The 16,176-nt window shown below is 59.4% G+C and carries 14 protein-coding genes; 9 read left to right on the forward strand and 5 right to left on the reverse strand.

The genetic code is table 11. The features are described 5' to 3' along the window. Positions 1 to 34 precede the first annotated feature (34 nt). On the forward strand, positions 35 to 886 hold the full coding sequence (locus tag GKZ68_RS08705) for a DUF1571 domain-containing protein (RefSeq protein ID WP_254244266.1): 852 nt from the start codon (positions 35 to 37) through the stop codon (positions 884 to 886). A gap of 8 nt (positions 887 to 894) precedes the next feature. Here GKZ68_RS08705 and GKZ68_RS08710 read toward each other — a convergent pair whose 3' ends face one another. Further along, a complete protein-coding gene (locus GKZ68_RS08710) occupies positions 895 to 1,767 on the reverse strand; it encodes an SDR family oxidoreductase (RefSeq protein WP_254244227.1) in 873 nt (290 codons plus the stop codon). A gap of 142 nt (positions 1,768 to 1,909) precedes the next feature. Between GKZ68_RS08710 and GKZ68_RS08715 the strand changes: the two genes are divergently transcribed. From GKZ68_RS08715 to GKZ68_RS08725, 3 genes are all read left to right on the forward strand, one after another. Beyond that, entirely contained in the window at positions 1,910 to 2,770 is an 861-nt protein-coding gene (locus tag GKZ68_RS08715; protein ID WP_367949217.1) for an NAD(P)-binding domain-containing protein, read from the forward strand. Between the two features lie 48 nt (positions 2,771 to 2,818). Further along, complete coding sequence (locus GKZ68_RS08720; protein WP_254244228.1) at positions 2,819 to 4,120, forward strand: NAD(P)/FAD-dependent oxidoreductase; 1,302 nt, start codon at positions 2,819 to 2,821, stop codon at positions 4,118 to 4,120. A gap of 103 nt (positions 4,121 to 4,223) precedes the next feature. After that, entirely contained in the window at positions 4,224 to 4,676 is a 453-nt protein-coding gene (locus GKZ68_RS08725) for a PA2169 family four-helix-bundle protein (RefSeq protein ID WP_173113343.1), read from the forward strand. Between the two features lie 220 nt (positions 4,677 to 4,896). On the opposite strand, the gene GKZ68_RS08730 is transcribed toward GKZ68_RS08725, so the two are convergent. Beyond that, positions 4,897 to 6,882 (reverse strand): DEAD/DEAH box helicase, encoded by a 1,986-nt coding sequence (locus tag GKZ68_RS08730; protein ID WP_173113346.1) that lies wholly within the window; start codon positions 6,880 to 6,882, stop codon positions 4,897 to 4,899. A 461-nt stretch (positions 6,883 to 7,343) separates the two neighbouring features. Further along, positions 7,344 to 7,541, reverse strand: a complete 198-nt coding sequence (locus GKZ68_RS08735) for a cold-shock protein (protein ID WP_173113349.1) — start codon at positions 7,539 to 7,541, stop codon at positions 7,344 to 7,346. Between the two features lie 154 nt (positions 7,542 to 7,695). Between GKZ68_RS08735 and GKZ68_RS08740 the strand changes: the two genes are divergently transcribed. Beyond that, positions 7,696 to 8,127, forward strand: a complete 432-nt coding sequence (locus GKZ68_RS08740; RefSeq protein WP_173113352.1) for a thioesterase family protein — start codon at positions 7,696 to 7,698, stop codon at positions 8,125 to 8,127. Here the strand turns inward: GKZ68_RS08740 and GKZ68_RS08745 are convergent. Further along, the gene (locus tag GKZ68_RS08745) at positions 8,104 to 8,532 is read right to left on the reverse strand and encodes a hypothetical protein (RefSeq protein WP_173113355.1); all 429 of its coding nucleotides are present in this window, start codon (positions 8,530 to 8,532) and stop codon (positions 8,104 to 8,106) included. The two genes, GKZ68_RS08740 and GKZ68_RS08745, sit on opposite strands and share 24 nt — an antisense overlap. Before the next feature lie 29 nt (positions 8,533 to 8,561). Between GKZ68_RS08745 and GKZ68_RS08750 the strand changes: the two genes are divergently transcribed. Beyond that, the gene (locus GKZ68_RS08750; RefSeq protein ID WP_173113358.1) at positions 8,562 to 10,910 is read left to right on the forward strand and encodes an exodeoxyribonuclease V subunit beta; all 2,349 of its coding nucleotides are present in this window, start codon (positions 8,562 to 8,564) and stop codon (positions 10,908 to 10,910) included. Next, positions 10,907 to 12,073 (forward strand): 3'-5' exonuclease, encoded by a 1,167-nt coding sequence (locus GKZ68_RS08755; protein ID WP_173113361.1) that lies wholly within the window; start codon positions 10,907 to 10,909, stop codon positions 12,071 to 12,073. Before GKZ68_RS08750 ends, GKZ68_RS08755 begins: the two co-directional genes overlap by 4 nt. A gap of 546 nt (positions 12,074 to 12,619) precedes the next feature. Here the strand turns inward: GKZ68_RS08755 and GKZ68_RS08760 are convergent. Next, a complete protein-coding gene (locus GKZ68_RS08760) occupies positions 12,620 to 13,144 on the reverse strand; it encodes a vitamin K epoxide reductase family protein (RefSeq protein WP_173113364.1) in 525 nt (174 codons plus the stop codon). 173 nt (positions 13,145 to 13,317) lie between these two features. Here GKZ68_RS08760 and GKZ68_RS08770 point away from each other — a divergent pair, with 173 nt between their 5' ends. Together GKZ68_RS08770 and GKZ68_RS08775 are read left to right on the forward strand one after the other, a co-directional pair. Beyond that, positions 13,318 to 15,105 carry a S8 family peptidase gene (locus GKZ68_RS08770; protein ID WP_217275349.1) on the forward strand — a complete coding sequence of 596 codons (1,788 nt, stop codon included), beginning with the start codon at positions 13,318 to 13,320 and terminating at the stop codon, positions 15,103 to 15,105. Positions 15,106 to 15,144: 39 nt separating this feature from the next. After that, entirely contained in the window at positions 15,145 to 16,149 is a 1,005-nt protein-coding gene (locus GKZ68_RS08775) for a YitT family protein (RefSeq protein WP_173113367.1), read from the forward strand. The last annotated feature ends 27 nt before the right edge of the window (positions 16,150 to 16,176 follow it).

Here is a 16,176-nt window from a genome sequence, read left to right on the forward strand (position 1 = left end):
ATTTAATCCGTAATACTTTTCCATTGCTTTCTTGGTGCTGCTTCGCGTTATTTTCACTTGTCTGTTAGCCGGAAATGTGCTTATTCGGGCCGCCACGCCTATTCCAACTGCGGCTATTACTACCGCACAGCTCACGGCGCGGCTCATTACGGCCATTAAAACGCTGAAGTCTTTGCGTTGCAATGCAGATGCACGTGAACGAATTAGTGACAAGCTAGTGGCCGACTACACGGCCATGAAAATTACGTTCAACCCGTACCGCGTGTACCTGAAAAATCGGAAAAGCGTGGAAGTTTTGTACGTGACCGGCCAAAATAATAATAAGGCTTGGGTATACCCAGCAGCTTTTCCCTATATCACCCTTAACCTGGACCCGAATGGCTCGCTGATGCGCAAGGGACAGCATCACACAGCTCTACAAGCCGGCTTTGGGATGATTGCTGACCTGCTAGCCGGCCCTACTGGCCGTGGTGATAATGCTTTTACCCGTTCATTCCGCTATGCGGGCGATACTACGGCGCAAGGCCAACCCGGGTACATCTTGCGTTCCGATTATCCTCAGTTTCGGTACATTGCTTACCGGGTGGGCAAAAACGAGACAATTGCTTCGATAGCAGCCCATTTTAGTTGTGGCGAATACCGTATTTTAGAGCGCAATAATTTGAGGGTGGACAGCGGGCTGACCGAAGGCCAGGTGCTACAAGTACCCAATGCCTATGGCCGGCGCGTTATTGTAGTGGTAGATGCCAAAACCTATCTGCCAGCCTCCGTGACCGCCTACGATGACCAGGGGCTTTATGAAAAGTATTCTTTTCTGAACGTAGTAGCCAATCAACCGATTTCGCCGGTCGAATTCAGCACCGATTACAAGGGCTATAAGCTGTAAGCCTAGCCCTAGCGGCGCATTGTTTTTTCGATGGTATCCCACATAGCGGGCGTGAGGGCTTCGAGCTTATTAAACTCGCCGGCCCCATTGAGCCACTCGCCGCCGTCGATAGTCACGACTTCGCCATTGATATAAGCCGAAAAATCGGACACGAGGTAAGCGGCCAAGTTGGCTAGCTCCTGGTACTGGCCTACGCGCTTGAGCGGCACGCTGGCGGCGGGGTCGAGCTGGCTAGCCAACGGCTCGGGAAATAAACGACTCCAGGCGCCCTCGGTCGGAAACGGCCCCGGCGCAATGGCATTGGAGCGGATGCCGTACTTGGCCCACTCCACGGCCAGCGAGCGGGTCATGGCCAGCACGCCCGCCTTGGCCGCTGCCGAGGGCACTACGTAGGCCGAGCCTACGGAAGCATAAGTAGTCACAATATTGAGGACGGTGCCGGGCTGCTGGTCGGCTATCCAGCGCTTGCCCACCGCCAGGGTGCAGTTATAAGAGCCGCGCAGCACGATATCCACAATCACGTCGAAGGCTTTGTGGCTGAGCCGCTCGGTGGGGCTGATAAAGTTGCCGGCCGCGTTATTGAGCAGGACATCCACGCGGCCAAACTCCTCGTAGGTTCGGGCCAGCATGGCTTCCACTTCATCGTATTTGCGCACGTCGCAGGCCAGGGCCAGCACCCGGCCACCCGTCTGCTGGCGCAGTTCGGCCGCCGTTTGCTCCAGTACGGCGAGTTTCCGGCTCGTGATGGTGACGTTAGCCCCTAATTGCAGGAAATAAGTGGTCATGGCCCGGCCCAGACCCGTGCCGCCGCCCGTTACAATAATGGTTTTGCCGGCTAAGGCATTATCGCGCAGCATGGGTTGAGCAAAGGGACTGGTCATTATTTCTGGAAAAAGCCGACGGACTGCCCGCCGCTAAGATGCCCGAAGGTAGGTAATAGCTACTACACTGTACAGCTTTACTTGGTTTATGTGCAACTTGCATCCTTTTAGCATAGCGAACTAGTATTCGAGAATCATTTTTATGTCTATTATTCCCGCTGCAAGGGCCGCAGCCTCACCAGCTACCATAGCCGTGCTTGGCTGCGGCTGGTTGGGACTGCCCTTGGCAAAACACCTGCTGGCGCAGGGCCATCGGGTACTGGGTACTACTACTACGGCCGAGCAGCTCCCGTTGCTAGCTACTGAAGGCATTGAGGGTCATTTACTTCAACTGGGCAGCGAGTTTTCGGCCGCCGACGAGGCACGCCTTGCCAGCCTGCTGGGCCAGGTGACAACCTTGGTGCTGAATGTGCCGCCGCGCGCAGCCGTGGCCGGCGGCTATCCGCAACTACTGCGCCCGGTGCACCGGGCGGTAGCCGCGGCGCGCTTACAGGCGGTGCTGTTCGTTTCGACCACCGGCGTGTATCCCGACGAGCCCCGGCTAATGCGCGAAACCGACGCCATCAGCACCCGTGATGCGGCTTCGGATGTGCTGCGCACCGAGGGGCACTTTGTGCCGCGCTACGGCCAGTGGCAAAGCACGGTGGTGCGGCTAGGGGGGCTTATCGGGCCCGACCGGGCGCCGGGGCGCTTCCTGGCGGGCCGCCGCAACCTACCGCAGGGCGATGCCCCCACCAACCTATTGCACCTTACCGATGCGGTAGGTGTGCTCAGCACCATCATCGACCATAATATCTGGGGACACACGCTGAATGTGTGTGCCGCGTCGCACCCGCTGCGGCGCGACTTCTACCCGGTGGCGGCTAGATACCTAGGGCTAGAGCCGCCCACATTTTCACCTAATGGCGGCGGCAGTAAGATTATCGACTCTGAACGCCTGCGCGCCCTGGTGCCCTACACGTTTCAGCACGACGACGTGCTGGCGGCGCTCCCCTACTGCTAGGCTGAGCCCGCCAGGCGCTACCGGGTGGGTTATCTTTGCGGGATGTCATTGCCTGGTTCACTTGCCGCCGGTCCTCCCGTGCTACCCGCCGTGGCAGTATTGGGCGGCGGGGCGGCGGGCTTTTTCGGCGCCATTGCCTGCGCCGAGGCCAACCCCGCACAGCCAGTTGTTCTGCTCGAGAAAAGCCCAAAGCTGCTGAGTAAAGTACGTATTTCGGGGGGCGGGCGCTGCAACGTGACGCACGCCTGCGAGTCGGCCACGCAGCTGGTGCAGCACTATCCGCGCGGCGGCCGGCAGCTCAAGGAGGCATTCCGGCAGTTTGGGGTGGCCGATACCGTCGCGTGGTTTGCCCGGCGCGGCGTGGCGCTCAAGACCGAGGCTGATGGCCGCATGTTTCCGACCACCGACAGCAGCGAAACCATTGCCCGCGCCCTCGAAGAAGCCGCCCGCCGCGCCGGCGTGCGCGTGCTCACGCGCACGGCCGCCGAGCAGATTACGGCGTTGCCGGCAGGTGGCTTTCGCCTGGCACTCAGTGGCGAAGGCAGCACCGCGCTAGGCCCCGAGTTGCGCGTGAGCCAGCTGCTGGTAGCCACCGGCGGCAACCCCAAGTCGGCGGCCTACGACTGGCTGCGGGCGCTGGGTCATACCATTGCCGAGCCGGTGCCTTCGCTGTTTACTTTCAACGTGCCGACCTCGCCCCTGCGCGAGCTGCCGGGCGTGAGCGTGCCCCACGCCCGCGTAGTGCTAGCCGGCGAAAAGCTGCAATACGAAGGCCCACTGCTGGTTACGCACTGGGGCGTGAGTGGCCCCGCGGTGCTCAAGCTCTCGGCCTGGGGCGCCCGGCGGCTACACGAGCTTAGCTACCACGGCACGGCCCTGGTGAGCTGGGTGCCTACTCACACCGACGAAACGCTGCGGCCCTGGGCCCAGAGCTTTCGCCTCGAAAATGGCAAAAAGCAAGTGGCGGCGCACCCGCAGTTTGGTTTGCCCACCCGGCTTTGGCGCACCCTGGTAACGGATGCGGGTATTGGACCCGACACGCGCTGGAATGAAGTGCCCGCCAAGGCCCAGAACCGCCTGCTGGAGCTGCTGCTGCGCACGCCGCTGCAGGTGCAGGGCAAAACCACGCACAAGGACGAGTTTGTAACCTGCGGTGGCATTCCGCTCAGCGAAGTCAACTTGGCTACTTTTGAAAGCCGACGGGTACCCGGGCTTTATTTTGCCGGTGAAGTACTTGACATTGATGGTATTACGGGCGGCTTTAATTTTCAGGCGGCCTGGACCACCGGCTTTCTGGCGGGGCAAGCCCTCGCAAAAGCCGAGCAGCCAGCGGCCCTAAGCCCAGGCTAATCGGCACGGGTAAAATTGGGGTATCTTCGGCTGGTTTGTAACCCTGCGGGCAGTTGGCTAGTAAACTCCCTCACCTTTCCAACTTACATTCCCTTTTCCAATCATGGAAGCCAAAGCCACCCAAGCCGCCCTCAATACGCTCATCACCGTTCTCAAAGATGGCCAGAAAGGCTATGCCGATGCGATGGTCGACGTAAAGGACCAGCACCTGAAAGACTTGTTCAAGAAATATTCGGCGCAGCGCGCCAGCTACGTTACCGAGCTGGAAGACCAGATGTTCAAGCTCGACCTGCACCCCGACACCAGCGAAGGCTCATCGGTAGTAGGTGCCATTCACCACGCCTGGATTGACCTGAAAGCCGCCGTTACCGGCCACGACAACCACGCCATCCTCGCCGAGTGCGAGCGCGGCGAAGACGTAGCTAAAAAGGCTTACGAGGAAGCTACCAAAGTACAAGACCTGCCCGGTGCCCTGAAATCAATCATCGAAAAGCAGTCGCAAGGTGTTAAAGCTGCCCACGATGAAATCCGTGGCCTGCGCGACTCTAGCAAGTAAGCTACCGACTAAAGCGAATTTCGTAGATTTTGTGACGAACGCTTTGCTACCAACAAAAACAGGCTAGCCAGTGGCTAGCCTGTTTTTGTTGGTAGCTATTCGGCCTGATAATTGGCCCCATCGCTATAAACAGAAAGGACTACCCACTGGGTAGCCCTTTCTGTTTTCTTGATAAACGCACTATTCACCGATTCTGTGAATGATGCCTAAATCTGTGCTGCTACTCGTCAAAGCCACCTTCGCGCTTCTTGTAGCCGCCGCCATAGCTGCTGCCGCCGCCCTGGCCACCTTTGTAGCCGCCGCGCTGGTAGCTCCCACCTTGACCACCCTGGCGGTCGCCATAGCTGCTGCCACCACGGCTACCACCGCCCTGGCCGCCTTTGTAGCCACCGCCGTAGGTGCTGCCACTTTCGCGGCGGTCGCCGTAGCTACCGCCCCGGTTGCCACCGCCGTAGGGCGGGCGGCCACCTTCGCGGCGGTCGCCGCCACCAAAGCCACCACGGCGCTCACCGCCGAAGCCACCTTCGCGGCGCTCGGGGCGGTTGGTGCCTTCCTCTTTAGCAGCAGCGTCCTGCACCGGCGTAGCGATGCTGAACGTAACCGGCTGGCCCTGGATGCTGGCGCGGCCTAGCTGGCCCACAATCTCTTCGGCAAACTCATTGGGCACTTCTACAAAGCTGAACTTATCGTAGAGCGCAATGTCGCCGACTTTGTTGCCGGGCAGGTTAGTGCTTTCCGAAATCAAATCCACTACATCGCGGGGGTGCAGGCGGTCCTTCTTGCCCATGCTGATGAAGAGGCGCGTGTAGCCGGGGCGGCTAGCGCCTTTCTCGCGGCTGGCATCGAGGCTTTGCTCGTTGCGCTTATCCTCTTTCATCGTCATCTTGAGCAGCGCAGCCGCGATGTCGAGCGAGGTAATATCCTCGCTCTGGTCGAGCAGGCGCTGCACGCGGCCAATGTACTTGTCGAGGCCGCCTTTGTCCACCACCTCTTTAATCTGGTTGAGGAACAGCGTGGTTTTCACCTCCGATACGTCGGCAAACGACGGCACCTGGGCCAGCTTGATGTCGGCCTTGGTGAAGCGCATGATGTCGCGCAACTTGTAGATGTCGCGGCCGCTCACGAAGGTGAAGGCGCGGCCATTTTTGCCGGCGCGGCCCGTGCGGCCGATGCGGTGCACGTAGTATTCTTCGTCGGCGGGCAGGTCGTAGTTGAATACGGCCTCCACGTTATCTACGTCGATACCGCGGGCCGCTACGTCGGTAGCCACCAGGATTTCGAGCGTGTTTTTGCGGAATTTATCGAGCGTGTTCTGGCGCTGGGCCTGGCTCATATCGCCGTGCAGGCCATCGGCAAAGTAGCCCTTGGCTTGCAGGTCCGATACAATCTCATCGACCATACGCTTGGTATTGGCGAAGATGATGGTCGATTTCAGGTTGTACATGTCGAGGATGCGCGTGAGCACGTCCTTCTTCTGCGGGCCGCGCACCTCGAAGTAGCTCTGCTCGATGTTCGACACCGTCATCTCCTTATGGTTGACCTTCACTACCTGCGGGTCGCGCTGGTATTTTTTGGTCATTTCCATAATCGGCTTGCTCATCGTGGCCGAGAAAAATACCGTCTGGCGGTTCTCGGGCATTTTGCTAAGCACAAACTCGATGTCTTCGCGGAAGCCCATGTCGAGCATTTCGTCGGCCTCGTCGAGAATGATTTTGGTCGCTTTGTCAAGCTTCAGCGTGCCACGCTCGATGTGGTCCATTACGCGGCCGGGGGTGCCGATGACAATCTGCACGCCGCGCTCCAGGGCGCGGAACTGGCGGTCGTAGGACGAACCGCCGTAAATCGGCACCACGGCCAGGCCCTTCTTGTACTTACCCAGCTTCTGGATTTCGCCCGAAACCTGCACCGCAAGCTCGCGGGTGGGGCAAAGCACAATTACTTGCACGTCACGGCTTTCGCCGTCCACGCCTTCGATGGCGGGAATCGAGAAAGCAGCCGTTTTGCCGGTACCCGTCTGGGCCTGACCGATTACGTCTTTGCCCGCGAGCAGCACCGGAATGGCGGCCGATTGAATGGGCGAGGCTTCCTCGTAGCCCATTTCGGTGATGGCGCGCTGTACTTCGGGCGAGAGGTTGAGCTCGTCGAAGCGGATTTTAGCTTTGTCGACGGCCTTAACGGGGGTATTTTCTACTTGTTCAGTATCCATGTCGGAACGGAATAGGTTGCTGGGCTACCTGGTTTTCCAAAACCTGGGTAGCTTGTGGGGAATGAGACTACGCTCTGAAAACAGCCGGCTCAACAGCGGCGGCGCTTCTTCCCCCTCAACCTTCCTACTAACGACAAGGCGGAAAAAATACGACCGATAAAACGGGAAACTACTCGGCAGCCAACTACTTACTCGGGGCCACCCCGGCCACTCAATGGGACCGTTCTCAAATGCGGGTGCAAAGGTACGGATTTTATTTGGAAAAGGCTAATTCTGCAAATAAAATCTCTGGTCCTGCTGACGAAGAAAGCATCTCGCTCGCGCCATTGGAGTTGGTAACCCTGGCGAGATGCTTCCTTCGTCAGCAGGGCAACGACTGTCAACGAGTCTGGCCAAGCCACAAAAAAAGCGCCCTCCCGCGTGGGAAGGCGCTTTCTGCTAGCACGAAAGGTGCGCGTTGCTTAGAGCAGCGACACTTTAACGGCGTTCGGGCCTTTACGGCCTTGGGCTTCTTCGTACTGAACTTTGTCTTTTTCTTGTAGCGTCTTGGCGTCTACTAGGTCGGTGACGTGGACGAAGATGTCTTGGCCAGTCTCGTCGTTTTTGATGAAACCAAAGCCTTTGGTCTCATTGAAGAATTTTACCGTTCCGGTCGGCATAATAAAAAAAAGTTTGGGTGTCGTCAAAGCCCGGTGGCAAGCTGGGGACCTTGGATGCTAACACACCGGAGCGGACCGGAACAGCACCACAGAGCCTTGAGTTGCGCCAAAGATAGACAAAATCCCCGAACTTCGTCTATCTCCAAAAAAAGTTATGGATACCCCCCTAACCCCTAGCCACGCTTATACTCACACCTTTACCGTCGAGGCTAGCGACATCGACCAGCTCGGCCACGCCAACAACGTGGCCTACGTGCGCTGGGTGCAGGACGTGGCCGCCGCCCACTGGCACCACCTCTACCCGCCCACGGCCGAGCTACCGCCCCAGGTGTGGGTGGTGCAGGAGCACCGTGTGCGCTACCTGCGCTCGGCCTACGCTGGCGACGAGCTGCGCCTCAGCACCTGGGTAGCCGACGTGAAAGGCGCCAGCTCGAAGCGCCTAACCCGCATCGAGCGCGTGGCCGATGGGCAGTTGCTGTGTGCCGCCGAAACGCAGTGGGTGCTGCTAGATGGAGCTAGCGGGCGGCCGGTGCGGGTGCCGGGGGAAGTGGCGGAGCGGCTGTTAGGCACCTCTGCGCTTCATTAAAGACAGCAGCGTTTCTAGCCTGCTTTTTTCAAAACCTTTGCGGGTATCGGCAAGCCCAATTAATTGATTCTCGCGAAAAATTTTGAGTACGTAATAAGGCGAGCCTACTACTCTATTAAACTTGAGAACTTCACCATTTAGGTCGGCCAACTGGTACGTTTGCCAACTTTTACTACTTGAGCCTCCATATAGTATATCAAGTCTTTTACCTTGTATTTTGAGTGTCTGGACCCGCCGCTCGCTGAACACTATTATTAGAAGAGCAGCTTCAATAATTAAAAAGCCGACAAGCGCAACAGCCCTATTTATTTGGAAGAATGATGAAGCAAAAAAAAGGCTTCCAAGAACCAAGCTATAATTCGTAGCTCTCTGGGAGGCCGTGTCTTCGCTTTTTATTGTCAGCATAATTTAAACGTTATTCTCTAAAAGTTTTAATGCCAGCCCCCTTCCGAATCTATTCCGCGTCTGCCGGCTCCGGCAAGACGTACCAATTAACGAAAGAGTACCTGAAGCTGGCGCTGGGCTACCCGCAGCCGGCCGACCCCACGGGCGAGCGGGTGTACAAGGCCGATTATTTTAAGAGTATTCTGGCGATAACCTTCACCAACGACGCGGCGGGCGAGATGAAGGAGCGCATTGTGAGCGCGCTGCGGCGCTTCACGCAAGCTATTGACGATAAGCCCGATGCCCTGCTGGTGGAGGTAGCCGCCGAACTGGCCCAGGAAAACCAATTGCCGCCCCACCTGCGCACACCCGCCGAGTGGCAGCAGGAAGTGCGGCGGCGGGCGGCGGCCACGTTTCGGCTGGTGCTCTACCACTACGCCGACTTTGCGGTAAGCACCATCGACTCGTTTGTGCAGCGCATCGTCACGGCTTTCACGCGCGAGCTGGGGCTACCCGCCACCTTCGAGGTGGAGCTGGATACCGACAGCGTGCTGCGCTCGGCGGTGGCCGCGCTCATCGACAAGGTGAACCGCGACGCGGATAGCAAGCTGCTGAGCCAGACCCTGGCCGACTACGCGCTGGGCCAGGCCGAGCAGGGCCGCAACTGGAACAAGCTGCCCGACGAGCTGCTGGATTTCGGCCGGGCGCTCTTCAACGAGAGCGTGCACGAGGCCGTGGCCCAGCTGGGCCAGAAAACGATGGCCGACTTCCGGGCGCTCGACCAGGAAATCCGCACCCGGCAGCAGGAAGCCGAAGCGGCAGTGCAGGCCCAGGCCGACCGCGCACTGGCCGTGCTGGCGGCGGCCGGCATTGAGGCCGAGCACCTGGCTAGCGGTAGCAGCGGCATTTACGGGCATTTCACGAAGTGGGAGCGCTGGCTGAGTCCGCCCGAAAAAGACGCGCTGTTTCCGACCGCCACGGCCCGCAAAACGATAGAAAGCGGCAAATGGTGGAGCGAGAAAGGCAAGAAAGCCGGCCTGGTGCCCGCCATCGAAGCCGCCCAGCCGGCGCTGGAAGACGCCTTTGGCGAATTGCTGGCCCTGCGCGAAAAATACTTACCCGGCTACGTGCTGCTGGGCGCGGTGCAGCCGTTTTTATTTCACGCCTCACTGCTGAGCGAATTAAATAAATTAGTAGAGGAAATCAGCCGCGAACGCAACGTGGTGCTAATTTCGGAATTTAACCGGCGCATTGCGGCGATTGTGCTCAACGAGCCGGTGCCGTTTATTTACGAGCGGCTGGGCGAGAAATACCGGCACTTGTTGATTGACGAGTTTCAGGACACGTCCGTTTTGCAGTGGAATAATTTATTGCCGCTGGTGGAAAATGCGGTGGGTAACGGCGGGCTCTCGCTGGCCGTGGGCGATGCCAAACAGGCTATTTACCGCTGGCGCGGTGGCGAACTGGAACAAATTCTGCGGCTTTATCAAAACGATACAAACGCACTGGTTGCGCGTGCCCGCGCTGCCGATATGCAGCGGCTACTCACGGAGCGCTACCAAACCTTGCAGCATAATCTGGAACCACATTCGCTAGCCATTAATTATCGCAGCGAACCGGCGATAATTGGGTTTAATAACAATTTTTTCAGCTACGTGCGCGAGCGCAGCGGCGAGCACGACGTGGTGCAGGGCATTTTTGAGCCGGGCTTTCGGCAAGAAATGCCAGGGCGCAAGGGTGAATTATTCGACAGTGAATTTGACGACCTAGCCGGCCACGTTGAATTGCTTTTTACTAAAGACGATGCGCCGGCCCGGCGCTACGCGCCGGCCAGCGGTTTGTATCTCGACGCCCCCCTGCCCGGTTACGCGCCCGAGGCGTTGCTCGACTATGCCGAAAGCACCTGCTACCTGACCTTGCAGCTGGTAGAGCAGGCCCTAGCCGACGGGTATTATCTGCGCGACGTGGCGGTATTATGCCGCACACGCTGGCAAAGTCGGCTGCTCGCTAAATTTTTAAAAGAGCGCGGCTTTTCTATCATTTCGGCCGATTCGCTAGCCCTCCAATTTGCCGAGGTAGTGAATTTGCTGGTGGCCATAATGCGGGTGCTGCACGAAAGCCACGATACCCTGGCGCAGGCCGAAGCGTTGCTGCTGATTGACAAAGTAGTGCGCCGGCTAGCCCCTACTCCAGCCCGCGCACGCCACATTGCCGAGGTAGCGAATAATGTAGAAAGCGGCAAGCCATTTTTTGATGAATTACGCAGCCTGGGATTTGACGTAGACGAGGATAAAACTGGCAATCTTGGACTGTACGAATTAACTGAAAAACTACTAGGCATTTTTGGGTTGCTCGGGCTAATGCCGAGAGCGACTACTTGTTTCGCTTCCTGGATTTGACGTTGGAATTCAGTTTAAAATACGGCAATAATTTAGGTAATTTTCTGACGCACTGGGACGAGCGCAAGGGTTCGCTCAGCATCAATGCCCCGGGTGGGGCCGATGCCATTACCATCACGACGGTGCACAAGGCCAAGGGGCTGGCGTATGGCATTGTTATCGTGCCGTTTGCCGATTGGGCGCTGGTGCCGCGCACCGACACGCTGCTCTGGGGTCGCCTCGAAGCCGGCGCAAAGCCCCTGGCCAACTTACCCGACGTGGCCGTGGTGCGTCTCAATAAAACCTTGACTTACACCCCCCTAGCCGAGCAGGATGCCGATGAGCGCGAGAAAACGCTGCTCGACGGCCTCAACACGCTTTACGTGGCCTTTACCCGGCCCCGCCATCGGCTCTACATCCTGAGTAAAACGCCCACCGAGCCCAAGAGAACTACCGAAGAATTGCCGCTCACGAATGCGGCCGAGCCAGCCGCTTTCCAAAGTCCGGCCCGCGACGTGGCCGACCTACTAGCCGGCTACCTGCGCCACCTCGGCCGCTGGCAGGCCAACACGACCAGCTTCGTGCTGAATGCGGGCGCGGCCGCTAGCTCTAAAACCAGTCGCGAACCAACTAAAGCGCCTAATTTTCCGCTGGTAAATTTGGCGTCGACGCCCTGGGATGAGCGCCTCAAGCTGCGGCGCCATGCCACGACGGTATTTGATTTTGACGAGCAGGAAAAACTGGGGGAACTGAATCGCAAGCTGCACTACGCGTTGCGTCGCCTGTTGGCGGCCCGCGACCTCGGCCGCACGCTGCGCCAGCTCGTGGCCGAAGGCATTCTCAACCAACAGGAGCGGCCCGAATTAGAAACCCGCCTGCAAGCAATTCTGAACAACGTGCGGCTAGCTCCGTATTTTGCCGATAATCTGGCCGTGGAAACGGAGCGCGAAATAGTAATAGGAGGCCACACGCAGCGCGTTTACAAGCCCGACCGCATTGTATTCGGCCCAGGAGCTAGCCGCGCCGAGCAAACGGTGACGATGCTCGATTTTAAGTTGCCGCCACCGCAGGACATTCACACAATCCGGCTGCGCGACTACGGCAAATTATTCCGCGAATTAGGGTACGAAGACGTGCGCGGAATAATTTATTATTTTGAGTCGGGAGAGGTAGTAGAGGTGTAGATAGCATACTCTAAACTTGCCGGATGAACGCCAACAATTTAATGCTGGCAGCAGTAGGCTCACTATTTCTCAGCAGCGCAGGCCCTGTGAACGGCGTGAGGGAATTGTGCTCCGATAGCGGCGTGCTAGCGGGAAAAGCAAGCCTGGTGGCAATAATCCTTTTAAACCTGTGCCTAGCTAGCCCACCAGATTTGTCTGCAGCCGGTAGCGCAACTGCTGCGGGTGCAGGGTATCGATGTAAAGCTGCAGGCGCGAAAAATCACTGCTGACATCGAAGCGCTTTTCGTGCGGGCGCAGGGGCAGCTCTAATTTAGAAAAGCTTTAGGCGGCGGCTCAGGAAATAGGCTAGCTACGCTAGCGGGCTGCCCTGCCTCACACCCAGCCAGCAACATACAACTGACGCATACGAACAGCAAATAAGCGGTTGGCAGGGCGGGCGGCTTTTTGCAGCCGACCACTCAGTAGAAGAACGAGTGGCCCGAACGCGCCGACGAAAAGCGGCCGCCCGCCCGATACACCAACCTGGTAACCGCGCTGACTCATTGGCTAGGCCGCGCGCTGGCGCCCATCCAGCAGCGTCTTGATGGCGCGTATTGCCTCGGGCACGGCTAGCACGGCCGCGGCCGTGGCGGCTACAGTGCTGGCCTGGCAATAGAAGCAGAGCTTTTTGTTTTCCTGCCACTCCTCGCGGCCCAGCTGCACGTTGGTCACGAGGTCGATGAGGGTTTTGCCAAGCAACGCCACCGGCAGCCAGGGCTGCTGGCTAGCCCGCTCCTGGCCGCCGGCTGAGGCCAGCATGGCCGTGATACCAGCCGTCACAATCATGGCCGGGGCGTCGGGCATTTGCAGGCGTTTATAGGCGTAATCGGAGGCATCGACCTTGTCGGAATTGAACACGGCCAGCGGCGGGTCGGGCAGGTGATGAATAATGCCGGTCTGATAAAGCGTCACAATCTGGCCGGCAGCGGCTGTCACAAACGACAAGCCGATTATCCAGCGGCGGCGCGTGAGGTCGGGGCTCTGGCCCAGGCGCAGCTGGCGCGAGAAGTCGGCGGGGGCTAGGGTGTACATCGGGAAATGGGACAGAAGAAGGCAAGCAATATGTTGGGCGGTACGCCGGGCCCGTGAGCGGGGTTGTGGCCGGCCGTACTATTGCGGCGGCAAGCCGCCGGGCGCAACACCCGGTGGCCCTCCCCCGTCTTATAGTCCGGCGACTGCGTTCCGCGTCCCGTTATCTTTTGCTGATGCTTCCCAACCAACTCGCTACCTGGCCGCGCCTCGCGCTAGCGGCCTCCCTCCTATCTACCGCTGGCTGCCGCGTGGCCCAGCCGGCTACTACCGCCGCCGTGCCGCCCGCCGCCAGCGTGCCTACTAGCCCGGCCGCACCCGTGGCTCCGGCGGCCCCGGTGGCCGCCATACCCGACGCGGCGGCCCCCGCCACCCCTAGCACGCCCGCCGGCCCCACCGTGGCCGAAGCCGCTAAGGCCCAGTGGTATCTCAACGACCCTCAGCTTGATAAAGTACCCGGCGTGGGGGCTACCCGCGCCTACGCCGAGCTGCTGAAGGGCCGCACGCCCGCGCCGGTAGTAGTGGCCGTTATCGACTCGGGCATCGACACGGCGCACGTCGATTTGAAGCCCGTGCTGTGGCGCAACCCTGGTGAGATTCCGGGCAATGGCATCGACGACGACCACAATGGCTACGTGGATGATGTGCACGGCTGGAATTTTATCGGCGGTAAGGATGGCCGCAACATCTCGGTCGAAACCCTCGAATCGACGCGCATCGTAGCCAAGTACGGGCCGCGCTTCGCGGGCAAAACCAGCGCCCAGGTTCTCTCCGCCGACCGCGCCAACTATACCCTGTACCTCAAGGCTAAGAAAGCCTACGATGCCAAGCGCAAGGAATTGACCACCGAGCTGGCCCAGGCCGGCCAGATGACCGGCCCGTTGACCCAGATGACGGCCGCGCTCAAGGAAAAGCTCGGGGTCGATAAGCTCGACACGGCCACCATGCGCCAGGCCGCCGCGCGCATCTCCGACCCCGACTTCAAGGGCCTGCTGACCTCGCTCTACCAGAATATGAAGCAGGGCGGCATCGGCGATACCGACGCCCTCATCAGCGAACTGAATAATGAGCTGAAAGACCAGCGCGAGCAACTCGACTACAGCCTGAATACCAAGTTCAACGCCCGCGCCGACATTGTCAAAGACAACCCCGACGACGTGACGCAGCGCAACTACGGCAACAACGACGTGATGGGTCCCGACGCGCTGCACGGCACGCACGTAGCCGGAATTATTGCGGCGGTGCGCACCAACAACATTGGCGTACAGGGCATTGCCGGCGCGCCGGTGCGGGTGATGAGCGTGCGCGCCGTGCCCAATGGCGACGAGCGCGACAAAGACGTGGCCAACGCCATCCGCTACGCCGTGGACAACGGCGCGCAGATTATCAACATGAGCTTTGGCAAGGAATTTTCGCCCCAGCGCCCGGCCGTGGAGGCCGCCTATAAATACGCGGCTAGCCACAACGTGCTGCTGGTGCACGCCGCTGGCAATGAAGATGATAACCTCGACGTGACGCAACATTACCCCGCCTCGTTTTACCTCGACGGCTCGACGCCGCCCACCCTGCTTACCGTGGGTGCCAGCGGCCCCACCGACGATGAGAACCTGCCGGCTAGCTTCAGCAACTACTCGAAGCGCCAAGTCGATGTATTTGCGCCGGGCGTGGGCATTTTCTCAACCCTCCCGGGCAATAAGTACGGCTCGGAAAGCGGCACCAGCATGGCCTCGCCCGTAACGGCCGGCGTGGCCGCCGTGCTTAAGTCATACTACCCCAGCCTCACGGCCGCCGACCTCAAGCGCATTATCCGGCAGTCGGCCCAGGTGCACCACACCCAGGTACTGGTACCCGGCGAAAAGGGCAAGAAGGCCGATTTCAGCACCTTGTCGGCCACCGGCGGCATCGTTGATTTATACGCTGCCCTGCAACTCGCGGCCCAGGCCGAGGCGGCTAAAAAACCCTAATTTTTCGGCAGCCGCCTGGCTTTTATCGTAAAGCCGGGTATGCTTCCTCAATTATTCATCTTGGAACGCCTACGGCGGCTAAAGGCTAGCCAGGCCGCCGCGGGCGCAGGGGCTACTGCTACTGCTCCTTCGCCCGCGGCCATACCTGACAGCCACCCGCAAACGCCCGCCACCCACCCACCCGAGTCGTGGCTGCGGGCACAGGGCCGCAACCTGCTGTATCTGGTGGCCGGCGTGTTTTCAGCCGCGCTGGGGCTCGAAGCGTTTATTCTGCCCAATGGCCTGTTCGACGGCGGCGTAACGGGTATTTCGCTGCTGGCGGCCCGGCTTATTCATTTGCCGCTGTCGGTATTTCTGGTGGTGCTCAACCTACCATTTATCTGGCTAGGCTATAAGCAGTTGGGGCGCGGATTTGCTTTGCGGGCGCTGGCCGCTATTCTGGGGCTGGCCTTGGTGCTGGTGGTGGTGCCGTTCCCAGTTATCACTCAGGACAAGATGCTGATTGCGGTATTTGGCGGCTTTTTTTTGGGGGCCGGCATTGGGCTGGCCATGCGCGGCGGCGGCGTGCTCGACGGCACCGAAATCCTGGCCGTGTACCTGAGCCGCAAAGCCAGCCTGAGCGTGGGCGACTTCGTGCTGGTGCTCAACATTCTGATTTTTATCGTGGTGGCCGTCGTGCTGTCGGTCCAAACGGCGCTTTACTCCATTCTCACTTACCTGGCGGCCTCCAAAACTATTGAGTTTGTAGTCAATGGCATCGAGGAATACACGGGCGTCACCATCATCTCGGAGCATAGCGATGCCATTCGGCGGGCGCTCACCGAGCGCCTGGGCCGGGGCGTTACGGTGTATGCCGGGCACCGGGGCTACGGCTCGCGCGGCGAGCAGCCCGACCCGATTGACATTGTTTTTACCGTGGTCACGCGCCTCGAAGTGAGCCAGGTTACGACCGAAGTAAACCGGCTCGACCCGCGCGCCTTTATTATTATGCACAGCGTGAACGAAGCCAAGGGTGGCATGGTGAAGAAGCGGGCGCTGCATTAAATCGACGCGCGCTTCCTTCTGGCACGC

Origin of the sequence: Hymenobacter sp. BRD128 (assembly GCF_013256625.1) — a bacterium.
Taxonomy (GTDB): domain Bacteria; phylum Bacteroidota; class Bacteroidia; order Cytophagales; family Hymenobacteraceae; genus Hymenobacter.

Excerpts from the sequence above, each read along its gene's own strand:
- GKZ68_RS08750 (WP_173113358.1), top strand. The coding sequence starts at position 8,562 with ATGCCAGCCCCCTTCCGAATCTATTCCGCGTCTGCCGGCTCCGGCAAG.
- GKZ68_RS08730 (WP_173113346.1), bottom strand. The coding sequence starts at position 6,882 with ATGGATACTGAACAAGTAGAAAATACCCCCGTTAAGGCCGTCGACAAA.
- GKZ68_RS08740 (WP_173113352.1), top strand. The coding sequence starts at position 7,696 with ATGGATACCCCCCTAACCCCTAGCCACGCTTATACTCACACCTTTACC.
- GKZ68_RS08775 (WP_173113367.1), top strand. The coding sequence starts at position 15,145 with ATGCTTCCTCAATTATTCATCTTGGAACGCCTACGGCGGCTAAAGGCT.
- GKZ68_RS08770 (WP_217275349.1), top strand. The coding sequence starts at position 13,318 with ATGCTTCCCAACCAACTCGCTACCTGGCCGCGCCTCGCGCTAGCGGCC.
- GKZ68_RS08760 (WP_173113364.1), bottom strand. The coding sequence starts at position 13,144 with ATGTACACCCTAGCCCCCGCCGACTTCTCGCGCCAGCTGCGCCTGGGC.
- GKZ68_RS08735 (WP_173113349.1), bottom strand. The coding sequence starts at position 7,541 with ATGCCGACCGGAACGGTAAAATTCTTCAATGAGACCAAAGGCTTTGGT.
- GKZ68_RS08745 (WP_173113355.1), bottom strand. The coding sequence starts at position 8,532 with ATGCTGACAATAAAAAGCGAAGACACGGCCTCCCAGAGAGCTACGAAT.
- GKZ68_RS08710 (WP_254244227.1), bottom strand. The coding sequence starts at position 1,767 with ATGACCAGTCCCTTTGCTCAACCCATGCTGCGCGATAATGCCTTAGCC.
- GKZ68_RS08715 (WP_367949217.1), top strand. The coding sequence starts at position 1,910 with ATGTCTATTATTCCCGCTGCAAGGGCCGCAGCCTCACCAGCTACCATA.
- GKZ68_RS08725 (WP_173113343.1), top strand. The coding sequence starts at position 4,224 with ATGGAAGCCAAAGCCACCCAAGCCGCCCTCAATACGCTCATCACCGTT.